The sequence below is a fragment of the Bacteroidota bacterium genome (genome assembly GCA_016715425.1).
Taxonomy (GTDB): Bacteria; Bacteroidota; Bacteroidia; order Chitinophagales; family BACL12; genus JADKAC01.
Genome location: JADKAC010000008.1, coordinates 45,001 through 59,507, shown reverse-complemented (window position 1 = coordinate 59,507; position 14,507 = coordinate 45,001). Strand labels below are relative to the sequence as shown.

At 34.3% G+C, this 14,507-nt stretch carries 15 protein-coding genes (1 of these 15 running past the window's edge); 7 read left to right on the top strand and 8 right to left on the bottom strand.

Going from position 1 to position 14,507, the window contains the following annotated elements:
- The first annotated feature begins 3 nt into the window (after window positions 1–3).
- Together IPN31_14410 and IPN31_14405 are read left to right on the top strand one after the other, a co-directional pair.
- Window positions 4–210, top strand: coding sequence for a hypothetical protein (locus IPN31_14410; GenBank protein ID MBK8683069.1), 207 nt, complete (start codon window positions 4–6; stop codon window positions 208–210).
- Complete coding sequence (locus IPN31_14405; GenBank protein ID MBK8683068.1) at window positions 207–674, top strand: hypothetical protein; 468 nt, start codon at window positions 207–209, stop codon at window positions 672–674. The genes IPN31_14410 and IPN31_14405 overlap by 4 nt, the downstream gene beginning before the upstream one ends.
- Here IPN31_14405 and IPN31_14400 read toward each other — a convergent pair whose 3' ends face one another.
- Genes IPN31_14400 through gcvT form a run of 3 tightly spaced genes read right to left on the bottom strand, consistent with a single transcriptional unit; the run spans window position 675 to window position 4,020 of the window.
- Window positions 675–2,156: a T9SS type A sorting domain-containing protein gene (locus IPN31_14400; protein MBK8683067.1), complete on the bottom strand. Its 1,482-nt coding sequence runs from the start codon at window positions 2,154–2,156 to the stop codon at window positions 675–677.
- A gap of 34 nt (window positions 2,157–2,190) precedes the next feature.
- Window positions 2,191–2,925 carry a 2-phosphosulfolactate phosphatase gene (locus IPN31_14395; GenBank protein MBK8683066.1) on the bottom strand — a complete coding sequence of 245 codons (735 nt, stop codon included), beginning with the start codon at window positions 2,923–2,925 and terminating at the stop codon, window positions 2,191–2,193.
- Between the two features lie 9 nt (window positions 2,926–2,934).
- The gene (gene gcvT, locus IPN31_14390; GenBank protein ID MBK8683065.1) at window positions 2,935–4,020 is read right to left on the bottom strand and encodes a glycine cleavage system aminomethyltransferase GcvT; all 1,086 of its coding nucleotides are present in this window, start codon (window positions 4,018–4,020) and stop codon (window positions 2,935–2,937) included.
- Between the two features lie 59 nt (window positions 4,021–4,079).
- Between gcvT and IPN31_14385 the strand changes: the two genes are divergently transcribed.
- Window positions 4,080–4,808, top strand: a complete 729-nt coding sequence (locus tag IPN31_14385) for a metallophosphoesterase family protein (GenBank protein ID MBK8683064.1) — start codon at window positions 4,080–4,082, stop codon at window positions 4,806–4,808.
- A gap of 371 nt (window positions 4,809–5,179) precedes the next feature.
- Here the strand turns inward: IPN31_14385 and IPN31_14380 are convergent, their stop codons facing one another.
- The 3 genes from IPN31_14380 to IPN31_14370 form a co-directional block, all read right to left on the bottom strand.
- Window positions 5,180–6,493, bottom strand: a complete 1,314-nt coding sequence (locus IPN31_14380; GenBank protein ID MBK8683063.1) for a hypothetical protein — start codon at window positions 6,491–6,493, stop codon at window positions 5,180–5,182.
- A 17-nt stretch (window positions 6,494–6,510) separates the two neighbouring features.
- Entirely contained in the window at window positions 6,511–7,686 is a 1,176-nt protein-coding gene (locus IPN31_14375) for a dipeptidase (GenBank protein ID MBK8683062.1), read from the bottom strand.
- Between the two features lie 109 nt (window positions 7,687–7,795).
- Window positions 7,796–8,470, bottom strand: a complete 675-nt coding sequence (locus tag IPN31_14370; protein MBK8683061.1) for a VWA domain-containing protein — start codon at window positions 8,468–8,470, stop codon at window positions 7,796–7,798.
- Between the two features lie 136 nt (window positions 8,471–8,606).
- Here IPN31_14370 and IPN31_14365 point away from each other — a divergent pair, with 136 nt between their 5' ends.
- Both IPN31_14365 and IPN31_14360 read left to right on the top strand, forming a co-directional pair.
- A complete protein-coding gene (locus IPN31_14365) occupies window positions 8,607–9,446 on the top strand; it encodes a helix-turn-helix domain-containing protein (GenBank protein ID MBK8683060.1) in 840 nt (279 codons plus the stop codon).
- A gap of 34 nt (window positions 9,447–9,480) precedes the next feature.
- The gene (locus tag IPN31_14360; GenBank protein MBK8683059.1) at window positions 9,481–9,888 is read left to right on the top strand and encodes a hypothetical protein; all 408 of its coding nucleotides are present in this window, start codon (window positions 9,481–9,483) and stop codon (window positions 9,886–9,888) included.
- A 255-nt stretch (window positions 9,889–10,143) separates the two neighbouring features.
- Here IPN31_14360 and IPN31_14355 read toward each other — a convergent pair whose 3' ends face one another.
- Together IPN31_14355 and IPN31_14350 are read right to left on the bottom strand one after the other, a co-directional pair.
- The gene (locus IPN31_14355) at window positions 10,144–10,968 is read right to left on the bottom strand and encodes a potassium channel family protein (protein ID MBK8683058.1); all 825 of its coding nucleotides are present in this window, start codon (window positions 10,966–10,968) and stop codon (window positions 10,144–10,146) included.
- 92 nt (window positions 10,969–11,060) lie between these two features.
- Window positions 11,061–11,639, bottom strand: coding sequence for a DUF1211 domain-containing protein (locus IPN31_14350; GenBank protein MBK8683057.1), 579 nt, complete (start codon window positions 11,637–11,639; stop codon window positions 11,061–11,063).
- 116 nt (window positions 11,640–11,755) lie between these two features.
- Here IPN31_14350 and IPN31_14345 point away from each other — a divergent pair, with 116 nt between their 5' ends.
- Complete coding sequence (locus IPN31_14345) at window positions 11,756–12,697, top strand: UDP-3-O-(3-hydroxymyristoyl)glucosamine N-acyltransferase (GenBank protein ID MBK8683056.1); 942 nt, start codon at window positions 11,756–11,758, stop codon at window positions 12,695–12,697.
- A gap of 200 nt (window positions 12,698–12,897) precedes the next feature.
- A protein-coding gene (locus IPN31_14340; protein ID MBK8683055.1) for a putative metal-binding motif-containing protein crosses the window boundary here: on the top strand, window positions 12,898–14,507 show its 5' portion. It continues 313 nt past the right edge of the window; 1,610 of the gene's 1,923 nt are visible here — the first part of the coding sequence; it begins with the start codon at window positions 12,898–12,900; the stop codon falls past the right edge of the window.

Below are 14,507 nucleotides of genomic sequence, written 5' to 3'. Positions count from 1 at the left end.
CTAATGAAGCCGCAATTAATTATACATGATAAACCACTTTCAGCAGAGGAGATTGAAGCAAGACGCAGAAAAGAAAATATGCAACTTACACCTGCTGAAAGATTTTATAAGGCATTTCAATTAATGGAATTAGCGATGTTGTTTTCGCCAAATGGTATTATAAAAAAACCGCAGGGGAAAGGAATAATTTTAAAACCGGGGAAACAATGAACCTACTCAGTGAAGATACTTTAAACTTGTTTAGATTATTTCAAAAGCACAATGTAAAATTTATTTTAGTTGGCGGATTAGCAGTCAATTTTCATGGCTACGCCAGAGCAACAGGAGATATTGATGTTTGGATAAAAGAAGATTCAGAAAATAAAAAAGCACTTGTAAAAGCATTGTCGGAATATGGTATTCAAAACGCAGATGCTTTAATTGACATACCATTGCTTGCAGGGTATTCTGAAATAATGTTAAACCAGGGAATATATCTGGATATGATGGGTGCTTTAGTTCAGTTTGATAAAATGCAATTTGATACAGCGTATGAGAAAGCAGTTAAATTTAAAGTAGATGAATCATTAATTATTCCAATATTAGAATTACAAATGTTGCTTGAAGAAAAACGAAAATCCAGCAGAGAAAAAGATAAATTAGATGCTGACGAATTGGATTATATTGCCGGTTAATTACTCCACAATAAATTTCCCCCGATACACATTTTCATCATCACGAATTTCTAATAAGTAAATGCCACTTGTTAGATCAGAAACTGAAATTGTGTTTTCTGTAAGCACATCATTTTTAATTAACTGACTTTGTAAATTATAAATGGAGTATTGTAAAGGATGTGTTATTGTTATTCCGGTATAGATAATATTTGTTGCGGGATTGGGGAATAATTCAATTTCATTTTTTCTTAATTGATTGATCTCAGTCGGAAAATCCAATTCACCCCAAGTGATATCCCCAATTTGGTAACCAATTAATCTATAACTTATTATTCCATCGCCAGCAACTTCAAAATAATTGCTTCGATATGTAAGTCCAGCAAACGAATGCAAAGTAAAACCATATCCTAACCCAATGCCATGTATTATTTCGCAGGTATTAGTATCTAATCTTACAAATGCAGAACCGAAAGTTTGGGTTATTTCCGTTTCAACTAAAGCTGAATCAATTTGCCAATAACCATTAGTCCAAAGTGATATATCATTTGGTCCTGAATTGAAAATAAAATTATTTCCTAAGGCAAAGGTGAAACTTGGTGCGCTAACAAATTCCGAAAAGCCCAACTTTGTATACTTCTCAATAATGGATTCAGTATAATTATAATTACCGTACTGATCTTGACGTAAAGTATTATAAGTTAAAATTATCGAATCTGGAAATCTATCAACGTTCGTTATTAAGTCTTTATAATATTCGTAATAAGGAGGATCCATATAAGAAGGTGGATCATTTGAGAATTTCCAAAGTCTGATATCCCCAGTATCATAATTGAAAAAATTTTGCCAATTCGGGATGATAAAGCCTAAAGTATCTTCTTCATTTGTACAGCCAATTAATTTTTTTGTGGTGAACTTGCCATCATCCGGGTGATTTAAAAAGTGTCTTAAGTCTATAAATTCTAACAACCCAAATGACTTACTTAAAATAATTTCATAATTTATAATTGGATCAATTGCTTCATCAATACCAATGGCTCTTAAACTATATTTTTTCAAACTATCCGAAGTGCCTATTACTGAACCCACATATTTTTCAATACAAGTTATTTTTATTTCTGAATATCCATCTGTTTCAAAATCACTTTTAACTAACCAAAAATCTCCCGGTTCGGAATTATTTAAAAAATAAAATATACTATCAAATCCCGGATAATAATATATCGTAGAATCCTCTTTTACAATAATTGAATCAAGATAATTGCCATTAGGATATTCAGACTTTAATGCATTAGTGCAATTTGGAGATTGATCTCCTTCATATTTTCTATTAAAATAGTGTTTGAATCCTGCTATTGAATCTTGAGTAAACACCTCTATGTATGATATGTAATAATTTTCTGATTGATAGACACTCTTTTGCCCAAAAGGAAACAAAGCCCAATCCTGTGCAATCAGTAAATTGGAAAAACCAATAAGGCATATCAACAGGAAATTTCTCATTCAATAAAATTAAAAGAAAATATTTAGGGTAATGTCAATGCATCGCAATGAAACCTTCGCCATCATAAATGGGAATCACATCGAAGCGGTGATGGCCCATACAGAATTTGATATCTTTTTCGATACCGAGTTTTGTTAATCGCTTGAAATGTTGTGCTTGTTTTATAGTGCGCAACATATTCATACGCACATATCGGTATTGTACTTTTACTGAAAGTGTTGCATCATCAATCACTCTGAATTCATCTGACAACATACGCACTACTGCTCCTGCAAATAATGCATCTTCCATATTGTAATGATCTTTCCAACCGGCACAGAATAAAATGGTATCTCTGTTTTCGCCTTTTATCCAATTTAAAATACTTTCCATGTTCAGGAATGAACCGGCAATAATATTATGCGCACCTTTTGCCATCAATACACAACGAGTTCCGTTTGTAGTGGTATGAATTATATCTTTTCCTTTCACTTCTTCACCCATAAATTCAAATGGAGAATTGCCGAAATTAAAATGCGGAATTCTATATCCGTCACGTTCGCCAGCCACTAAAAATCCTTTGGCTAAATATTGTTCTGCTTCCTCCACAGTTTCCACCGGAATCATTTTATGTACGCCGTGAAATAACGCCGAAGCAATAGTACTTGTAGCACGGATAATATCAATTACTACCACATTTTTTCCAATGAAATCATGCTGATACCAAAGCGCAGGAGTCAGGCATACCTCTATAACAGGTCGAGTATCGGGTGTGGGTGTGTCGGTCATTCTTATTTCTTAGAGAAATGGAATTTTTACAACAACAGCTTTAACAGGCTTTTGACGAATTTCAATAAAAATTTCGGTTCCTTCAGCAGCTTTTTCTGTAGGCACATACGCAAGTCCTATCGCTTTTCCTAAAGTAGGCGACATGGTACCGCTGGTAACTTTTCCAATTACATTTCCTGATGCATCCAACACAGGATAATCATGACGTGGAATTCCTTTTTCCAGCAATTCAAATCCCACTAATTTGCGTTTTAATCCGGCTGCTTTCTGATCAATAAAATATTGCTTATTGGTAAAATCATTATTAGCTGCTTTCAATTTTGTAATCCATCCTAAGCCGGCATCTAATGGAGAAGTGGAATCATCTATATCATTGCCATATAAACAAAATCCTTTTTCAAGTCGCAGTGTATCACGAGCAGCAAGACCGATGGGTTTAATACCAAATTTTTCTCCTGCTTTGAAAACGGCATTCCAGATTTGTTCTGAATATTCTTTTGGAAAATAAATTTCAAATCCACCGGCACCGGTATAACCTGTTGCAGAAATAAGCACATTATCTACATCGGCAAAACGATGTTTTTTAAATGTGTAGTAGGGAATATCTGCTAAATCTAAATCAGTGAGCAATTGCATTGTCTCCAAAGCTTTCGGTCCTTGAATGGCAAACAGTGAAGTATCATCACTGATATTTACCATATCCACATTTGCAGTATTATGTTTTTGAATCCAGCTCCAATCTTTATCAATATTTCCTGCATTTACCACCAGCATATAATTGCCATCTTCAAGATGATAGATTAATAAATCATCCACTATTCCACCATTGTCATTCGGCATACAACTGTATTGTGCTTTGCCGGGACTGATTGCATAAATATCATTTGTAGTAACCCGCTGAATTAAATCAGCAGCGCCATCGCCTTTCAAAATAAATTCACCCATGTGGCTCACATCAAATACGCCCACGCCGTTGCGAACAGTATTGTGTTCTTCCACTTGACTATTATAAACTATCGGCATATTATAACCGGCAAATTCGCCCATCTTAGCCCCAAGTTTTTCATGTGTAGATGTTAGTGCAGTCTGCTTCATAACCCGTTTTTTAAGTGCCGCAAAGCTAAGCATTTTTATATGCTCACTATATTTGAAGCATGCATATAGCTTTTATAACCGATTTACATATTGGTGCAGAAAATGAGAAGCCTTTTAATATTGATGTTCGCAGCCATTTTGAACAAGTATTACAGGAAGTAAAAAGTCATCAACCCGACCTGATTATTTTAGGTGGAGATTTGTGTTTAGAACATGCAGATAAAGAAGTTTATGAATACATAAAATCTCAGTTGGATGCAGTGGGTATTAGTTACAATATTATCTCCGGCAACCATGATAATGCAACTGATATTGCAGAAGTATTTCACCTATCACTTTGGAATAATCAATTGGTAAAAAGAACAAGGTTGGGAGGTGTTGAATTATTTTTTCTGGATTCAACTACTGCAGAAATTTCGCAAGAGCAATTGGAATGGTTACAAAAAGAATTGGAAGAATGTAAGTCACCGGTTTTTGTGTTTGTACATCATCCACCATTAAAAGCAGACATCCCTTATATGGATGCTGAATGGCCGTTGGAAAATGGAGCAGCACTTGAACAAGTGTTATTAGATTTTGGTAAACAGGTATTTGTTTTTGCAGGTCATTATCACATTGAGAAAACAACAATAAGAAAAAATATTACGCAGTTTATTACACCATCATGCTTTATGCAAATAGATCAATATGCAAAAGAATTTAAAGCAGATCATAATGTGCCTGCTTGGCGAATGATTACTTGGGAAAATAAAACACTGCAAACGACAGTGCATTATGAAATGAAATGATGTGCGAATGTGATTGATGTGCCCACGATAGCTATCGGGGTGCAAATGTGATTGATGTGCGAATTAAATGATTAGCCGATGTGGTGATTAGCCGATTAGCCGATGTGTGTAATGTGCAGATAAGTAAATGTATAATTACAAATTGCTTTGTGTTCTTTGCGATTTTTTCCTTTGCGTTCTTTGCGGTTAATTCTTTTAATTACAAAGAGTACAGTTTCTTCAACTAAACCATTCGACAGTTCGACATTATGATAGCCATCGGAACAATTCTACAAACAAGCCATCGCCATTAGCCATCGCTATTGCTTTTTTTTTCAGTTCTACAATTCTACAGTTCTACAGTTCTACAGTTCCCCAATTCGACATTCAAATTATTTTGCAGTGCTAATTAAATTAGAAGGCAACACCGGATTACTTAATAACCATGCAAATGCAAGCCATCTTTTTTCCGGATTATCAGCAGTACCACCTTTTGCTTCCACATAATTTTTCACTAATTCAAGTCCGTAATTATAGTTGATGATATATGTGCGATAATCATTTATGAAGTGCATACTTTTTATAGCTGTTTCATCATTCATCAAACCATAATCTTTTAACCAGCGCATGGCTTCTGTGGAATCCATTGTATGATTTATAATTCCTCGGCCTACCTCATTGCGTGCAAAATTTAATGCACCTCTCACTTCCAATGCAGTGAAATAATTACTTATGCCGGTAGTATCTATACCTGCCAATGGCAAGAGAACATCTTTACAATATTGTACTTTTTCATATCCGGGAAACACTACATCAATACCGTAATTAGCAGTGCCTTCCGCAATTAATGATTGCGGACTAAACAACGGATATAAAGAAATTTCCACCCAGCCTTTTTCATGATATAAATGTTGTTCCATAAGCAAATTATATACATGATGTCCGGGATAACTTTCATGACTGCCTACATCAATTGCACGATCAATAAAAATTTGCATATCGGTATTTATCTGAATCAAACTTTCATAATTTCCTTTATACCAATTGTATCCACTCCACGATTTATTATTTACAAACTCAAGAGTAAAATTTTCATTCTCGGGTAATGTGTAATGTGCTAACGTGCGTTTTCTACATTCCGCAATAGATGCTTTAAATACAGTATCTAATTTATCTTTTGGAATAATAAATTTATTTGCAAGTGATTGAAATCTTTCCGGAATAGAACCCGTTCCCGGTAAAACATTACCTAATTGCTTTACCAAATCCTGATAATGTGATTCGGGATATATTGGTGCAACCGCATCAAATAATTCTTTTGATTCTTCATCGAAAGATGCATATTCACCAGAGTAAATTTTTATTCTTCTGCCATAAGCCGTGAGTTGTGCATGCATCCATTTTGCACGGGTAATTATAGTATCATCTTTTTCTGATTTTAATAATTCAGTTAAAGCAGTTTGAATTTTAGACACCTCATTTAATAAACTGTCTTTTGGAAAAATATCTTTTATTGGAGCAGTAGGTTGCAAAGAATCCGGACCGTAATACGCATCTATAAAGGCAGCATCATATCTGCCGATATCCAAACCAAGCTTTACATAGTTTTCGGCAAGAGTATTTATTGTTGGTGCATTGTTATGTTGCACTTTTGAATTGCAACTCAACAAAAAAATGATTGGTAAACAGAAATATATATTTTTCATACAGTTAAAATTAATACTTATTGATTTGCTTCAAATACACGAATAAAATTTCCACCTAATATTTTATTTATATCTGTAACAGAATATCCTCTTGCAACTAATTCTTTTGTAATCAGCGGAAAATCTTCAGCGCCATCCAAACCTAAAGGAGTGGTATTGATACCATCAAAATCAGAACCTAAACCAACATAATCTACACCTACCAGATTTACAATATAATCCAGATGATCCATTAATAATGATAGTGGTGGACGAATAGAATCAAATTCTTCGTGATATTTTTTTCCAAGATAATATTCAGCAGTAAATGCATACATATTTTTTGCAACCATACTATCTAATTCCTGTTGATGATTGGCGAGAAAAATATCAGCCTTTGCACTGTAAGTGCTATCAAGAAATATGGAATAAAAATTTAACTGTATCACACCACCATTTTTTGCAATTTGTTGTATCTGATTGTCTTTCAGATTACGAGGGTGCGGACATAATGAATAAACACAACTATGAGAAGCAATAATCGGTTTTGTAGTATTTTGAATTACATCCCGAAACGTTTGTTCACCCACATGACTCACATCCACCAGCATTCCCAATGCATTCATTTTTTTTACGATTTCTATGCCTTTATCGGTTAGTCCTTTATTTGTAAAAGAATCATTTAACAATGTTTCTTCAGCAGCAGAAGTTGCCCAATTTGTAGAGTTATTCCAGGTAAGCGTCATATACCTCACACCTCGATTATATAAGCTATCAATTTTTGAAATATCATCTTCAATCATATGACCGCCTTCCACACCCAACATAGCAGCAATCTTTTTTTCTTTTACTGCTTGTTGTAATTCAGCAGGGTTTGTAACCAACATCATTTTATCCGGATTTCTATCTACCCATGCATACACAGAATCTATTTCTCTATTCGCCCATTGATAGGGATTTGTTTGATCCCCATCACAAAAAATAGAAAAGATTTGTACATCTACTCCACCTTTTTTCAATCTGAAAATATCGCTGTATGTTTTACCATAGAGATCACTATCAAATGCTAAATTTAATTCGATAACAAAACTGGGTACATCATTATGTGAATCCACCACAATAGCTTTGTTATGTATTTTTTTATAGCTCTGACTAAAAGCGAAATTGCCGGTAAATATTATCAGCAATAATAATAGGTAAGAAATTTTATTCATTGAATGCGCAAGATAATTAAATAATAAATTCTATATATGGAGCCCTCACTTTCTAATAAAAAAACCTCCGTTTACAGGAGGTTTTTAAATATTTCATAGGGATAGAGAGTTATGCGTTTTTCTTTTTTTCATTCAATGCTTTTTCAGCCACTTCCATCAGACCTTCATTTAATTCTATTTTTTGTCGCACTCTCGACGCATGTTCTTTTCTTGAACTATGCATCATAAATACTGCATCTTCCATACACTCTTTATTAAAACTCACTCGTGCACCTTTATTGAAATTTATAGAATCGGCTGCTTTGTGTACATCATGTTCTGTTCCCAGATAAGTGAATGCCCAACCTTTGGTTTTCAAATCTTCCACCAACAATTTTATTTCTTTGTTTGAAAATTCCTTAGATGCATTTTCCATTCCGTCGGTGAAAATGGTAACTAACACATGTTGTAAAGGCTTACCCCAAATCTCTTGTTTCAATCTTAAAATAGAAGAGCCCATCGCATCCCACAAAGGCGTATTATCATCCGGATTGTATTTGCTATAATCCAATAATCGCTTTTCGTTGAGCAGCTCATTAAAGCACACTGTTTTCACACCACACCCATTGAAGGTGATAAAGCTGAGGCGATGTTCCTGATCTGGATTTTCGGAAATCAAATTGGTGTTGTGACTCATTAATTCATTAAAGGCATCAATAGTTTGTTGGCGAACGGAACTCATAGATCCACTTTCATCTAAGATGAATAAGTGGTGGATGGTAGTTTTTGCTGTAGTGTCTGTCATAATTTTGAATTTAAAAGTTTAAAAAATTTGATTTCCAATTCTCTGCATTTGCTGTTTTGCTCAAATACTTTGCAAAGATGCAAATATATTTTGCAATTTTGCAATTATATTTGGCAATTGGATAAAATATTTTTTTATGAGCTATGGGAAAAAGTTTAAGGAAGTGCGCCGGGCGCATTTATTAAGCCAGGAGGAATTTGCAAAAAAGCTGGGTATCAGCCGCTCCATTGTAAGTCAGGTGGAAATTGATAAGATTAAACCGACAATAGATGCGTTGAAAAAAATGGCCTCTACTTTTAATATCAGTTTGGATTATCTGATGCAAGATGAAGAAGAGCCGGGTAGTGAAGTGGATTTCAGAGACTCGATAATAAATGAAAGACAATGGCAATACAATACCTCACATTTTAATCGTAGTGAAAAGATAAGATTTGAAGAAGGTGAAGCGATTGATAGAAGGAATAATTTCTTTGATAAATCTATGGCCTTCCGGAGGGAAAGTAAACAACAAAATTATGATGAACAGTTTCCTGTAATTCCGTTTGTGCCTTTAAAAAAAATGCAGGAATATGTAACTAAAGGATTTGAAAATTTTTTAGAATATGGATTTCAAAAAATTCAAATTCCCATTCATCAAACTGGAATTTTAATGGCTTTTGAATTGCAAAGCGAAACCTCGTCAGAACCCTTAATTGCTGTTTGTCAAAAAATTCATTTTAAAGAGATTGTAATTGCAACGAATGTAGTTTTGGTTTTAAAGGATACTATTGTTTTTGGACAAGTATATTCTGTTTCTGAAAACATTATTGTTTTAAATGACAAAGAATATAATATGATTGATGTGCAGGAAATATGGTTATATAAAATGCAAATTCAGTCGGGCAATAATCTGCAACAAGTACATGCGAGATTAAATAATATCGAATCTTTATTACAAGGAATTTCAAAGGAGAAATCCAATAAGGAAAAGAAATAGAATTGAGTAAAATACATTCCCAAAAAATCATTGTATGTCTTCCATAAAAACTATTTCACCCAAAATTGTAAAACCGGATATTGATGCGGAGTTGCGAAAAAAATTTAAACAGCAGGCGCAGGAGCAGAGCATTGTGATTTTGCATTGCTATTATTTCCCCACCGCATTTAATGATATGATAAGGATTTGGAAAAGCACATTTCTGATTGCACATAACAGCTCCCATCGCAGTGCTTTATTGCATGCAGAAAATATTGATCTATATCCTGAATGGACACAACTTACTCCGGGAATATTATATGCATTCACATTACTTTTTGAAGGATTGCCGAAATCATGTACTGCTTTTGATATGCTGGAAGACATTCCCGAAGAAGGTGGATTTTTTATTCCCGATATAGCAAGAAATAAAAGTGATGTATATGATGTAGTGATTGATTGAAGGAAACTAAGTCGCCTCAAATGATTTTAAAAAAATGCAGCCACAAATGCAAATGAAGTAATATGCTTCGTATTCATGTTTTTAAAATACAGCCACGAATGCACGAATATTTATATTACACGAATGCACGAATAAATGCAATAGATTATTATTAATACATTTTTCATTTTTTATTCGTGCATTCGTATTTTTATTCGTGCATTCGTGGCTGCATTTTTTTTTATTTGCATTCGTGGCTAATTTTTTTTCAAGTATTCAATGCAGATTATCTTCCTCCACATCCAAATCTTTCCCGCAATGCGGACACACATGTATTTTGGTGCGTCGGGTTTTGCGGAACTCCTGTAAAAATCCTGCGGTAATTATACCTGCCGGTAATGCGAAGAGAGCCACACCCGTGAGTGCAATAATTCCCGTTAATAATTTTCCCATTATTGTAATCGGAATCATATCACCATAACCAATAGTGGTAAGCGTAGTTACACTCCACCACAATGTATCGGGAATGCTTTTAAATTTTTCGGGTTGTGCATCATGTTCCGCAAAAAAGATAATACATGATGAAATAATTATCAAGCTAAGTGCAAGTGTGAAGCTTAACAACAACTCATGCCTGTGATTTTTAAAAACATTGCTAATCATACGTGATGAACGCATATAACCCGTAAGTCGGAATATTCTTAATAATCTCAATAATCTTAGAATTCGCAACACCCGCAAATCAAACCTGAATATGGAATGCAAGAAGAAAGGTAAAATAGCAAGCAAATCAATCATTGCCTCCCAAGTCAACATATATTTTATACGACCCCAAAACCAATGTTTATATTTTGCTTCGTAAGTACAACTCCACACACGCAACACATATTCAATACTGAAAATGATTACCGAGAACACATCAAATGCATGGAAGAAATATTTATGCGGTTGATAAATAGAAGCTTCTGTTTCCAACATCACCGCAGCGAGGTTCAGCAGTATTAAGGTGATGATAAATGCATTTAAAATTTTATCCCCTTTCGTATCGCCTTCAGTTGGGTGCAAAAGAATATGCACTTCCTTTTTTATTTTTTTATACATAGTGGTAATCCGGTTTAATAGCTATTAAAAATAGAAAACTATGTGGTAACAATGCAGATGAATGTTTAGCCATTTTATTATCATAACAGAATTTATTCTTTTAATGCACCCTCAATATTTCTGTCGGGTATCAGCCACATGAGTGCAATTAAAATAATTATTCCACCTGCAATTGGGGTGTATATAAATGCAAAAATCATCGCAGCCGTATAAAGAAATAATGAGGCTAATCCTTTTCTGGATTGTTTGTTCAGCACCATCATCAAAGCCATATTTTCTTTATTGCAATTTCGCAAAGTAATAAGCAAAATATAATATGCAACACCACACATGTTTCCAATAAATGCATACACTGCTATAGTTAGCGGTTGAAAATGATTTTCACCCATCCATCCGGTTGCAAATGGAATTAATGAAAGCCAGAATAATAAATGCATATTCGCCCACATAATACTACTGCGCACTTCACGAATGGTATGGAGTAAATGATGATGATTATTCCAGTAAATAGCAATTAGAATAAAACTCACTATATAGCTTAAAAACACCGGCCATATTTGTAGTAAATCTTTAAAGTCTGCACCATGCGGAATTTTTAATTCTAATACCATGATAGTAATTATGATTGCGAGTACGCCATCACTAAAAGCTTCGAGTCTTGATTTGGTCATTGGGTTATTCGTTTATTCAGCAGTAATAATACTCTGTTCAAATACATTCACAAAACAGCTTCACATTTTTTTTAATGATTGTAATCAACACAATGCAAGACAGTAACTTTGCTGTGATGAAACTAAAAGAAACAATTTCGCTGGCCGAAGCTGCTGATTGGCTGGGAGCCACTTTTTCTGGTGATGGCAATTCTGTTATCACGGGTATAAATGAAATTCATAAAGTAATTGCAGGTGATCTCACCTTTGTTGATTTTCATAAATATTATGATAAAGCATTAAACAGTGCTGCCACATTTATAATCATAAATAAACAAGTGGATTGTCCGGAAGGAAAAGGTGTAATTTTTTCTGATGATCCATTTCGAGATTATGTAAAATTGGTGAAGCGTTTTGCTCCCTTTCGTCCTTCATTAAAAAACATAAGTGATGAAGCAGTGATTGGTGAAAATGCGATTTTTTTTCCGGGTGTTTATATCGGCAATGATGTAGTGATTGGAAATAATTGTGTGCTGCATCCCAACGTAGTAATTTATGATCGGGCAATCATTGGCGACAATGTAATTATTCATGCGAATACTGTGATTGGTGCTGATGCATTTTATTATAAAAAACGCAATACTGAAAATCCGTTTTATGATAAATTAGAAAGTTGCGGACAAGTAATTATTGAAAATAATGTGGAGATAGGCGCATCATGCACAATTGATAAAGGTGTGAGTGGCGATACGATAATTGGTGAAGGAAGTAAATTGGATAATCATATTCATGTAGGTCATGGCGTGGTGATAGGCAAGCGTTGTCTTATGGCGGCACAGGTTGGGATTGGCGGCAAAACAATTATTGGTGATGATGTAATTGTATGGGGACAGGTGGGTATTTCAAAAGATTTAAGCATTGGTAATGCAGCAATTATTCTTGCACAAAGCGGCGTAGATAAATCATTGGAAGGCGGCAAAACTTATTGGGGTGCGCCGGTGGATGATGCACGAAAAAAATGGAGAGAGTTAGCGGCTATTCGCATACTGCCAGAGATAATTAATAAGTTAGATAAATAAATAAATTATATGCATCACAGATTAACAAAAAAATCTAATCCATGCAATCAGTGCTATCTGTTATATCCCTGTAGACAGGCGTAATTAAGATTATATTTTATCCTACTATTTTTTCTAGAATCATAAGTTGAATTAAACATTTTATTTGATAAGCAATCCCACAATGTTTATTTTTAATAAATGCATTTTAATTATTTGCGATGAAACAAAATACTTTTCTTCTTTTTATTTTAATTCTTTGCACTTTCAATTTTGTATCTGCACAAGAGCCAGAAATAATATGGCAGCATACTTATGGAGGAAATAGTGATGACAGGGCACAAGATATTTTAGCTACGGATGATGGAGGTTATTTGACAATTGGATACACCAATTCAATTGATGGTGATATCACTTTTAATCATGGTTTAAATGAAATGCTTGTTGTAAAAATGGATAGTGCAGGAAATGCAGAATGGATTAAAACTTATGGAGGTTCTGATAGGGATTATGGATATGCAGTAAGTGTGGGAATTGATGGTGGATATTTATTAGGTGGTGAAACCGGATCAAACGATGGTGATATTTCTTTTAATCATGGTCAAGATGATCTTTGGTTAATTAAAATAGATGAGTTTGGGGATATTGAATGGGAAAAAACGTATGGTGGAAGTTTTGAGGAACTCGCAAAGGATATTGAAATTACTTCAGATGGTAATTACATCATAGTGGGGGGAACAAACTCTTCTGATGGAGATGTTGCTGAAAATAAAGGCAGTAGTGACTATTGGATTATTAAGCTTAATCCCTTCGGCGAAATAATCTGGGAAAAAACTTATGGATCCAGTGAATTAGAAGGTGCTTATGATGTGCAAGAGGTTTCAGATGGTGGTTTTATAGTCGCAGGATATACAGTAGGCAACGATGGAGATGTAACAGAAAATAAAGGTGATAGGGATTATTGGATAATTAAATTAGATAGTGAGGGTGAATTAGAATGGCAAAAAACGTATGGTGGTTCTAACACAGACGAGGCCTATTCCATAGTCGAAAAACCGTTTGGTGGTTATTTGTGTGTTGGTACAACATTTTCTTCGAATGGTGATGTAAGTGGATTCCATGGTTTTCAAGATGTATGGGTAATTTCATTAGATAGCATAGGTCAATTGGTATGGCAGAAAGCATATGGTGGCAATGATGGAGAAGCTGGTTATTCAATAATTAACATAGAAAATCAATATGTTATTGCTGGAATTTCAGGAGATGTAAATGGTGATGTAACAACTAATAATGGCTTTACAGATTATTGGATTATTAAAATAGATGAAGAAGGAGAAATACTTTGGCAGAAATCAATTGGTGGGTCTAGTTCAGAAACAGCTTATGCAATATGCAATACTTATGATAATCATCTCATCATTACAGGTTATTCCGGTTCATCAGATTATGATGTAACTGCCGAATATGGGATATTTAATTTTTGGGTTGTAAAACTCGGCATTTGCGAAGATGTATTTTATGCAGATTCGGATGGTGATGGTTTTGGTGATGTAATGCACGATACACTTGCTTGTGTTTTACCTGCGGGGTTTGTTGCAGATTCTTCGGATTGTAATGATGCGGATAATACTATCTATCCAACTGCAATAGATTTATGCAATGGAATAGATGATAACTGCAATGGTATTATTGATGAAGATGCAATTTTTATTGCTTACTACATAGATGCAGATGGTGATGGTTTTGGTAATCCAGAAACTGAAGAACTATTTTGTTCTTTTCCTTTTGGTTATGTTACCGACAATACGGATTGCGATGATACCAACGAAAA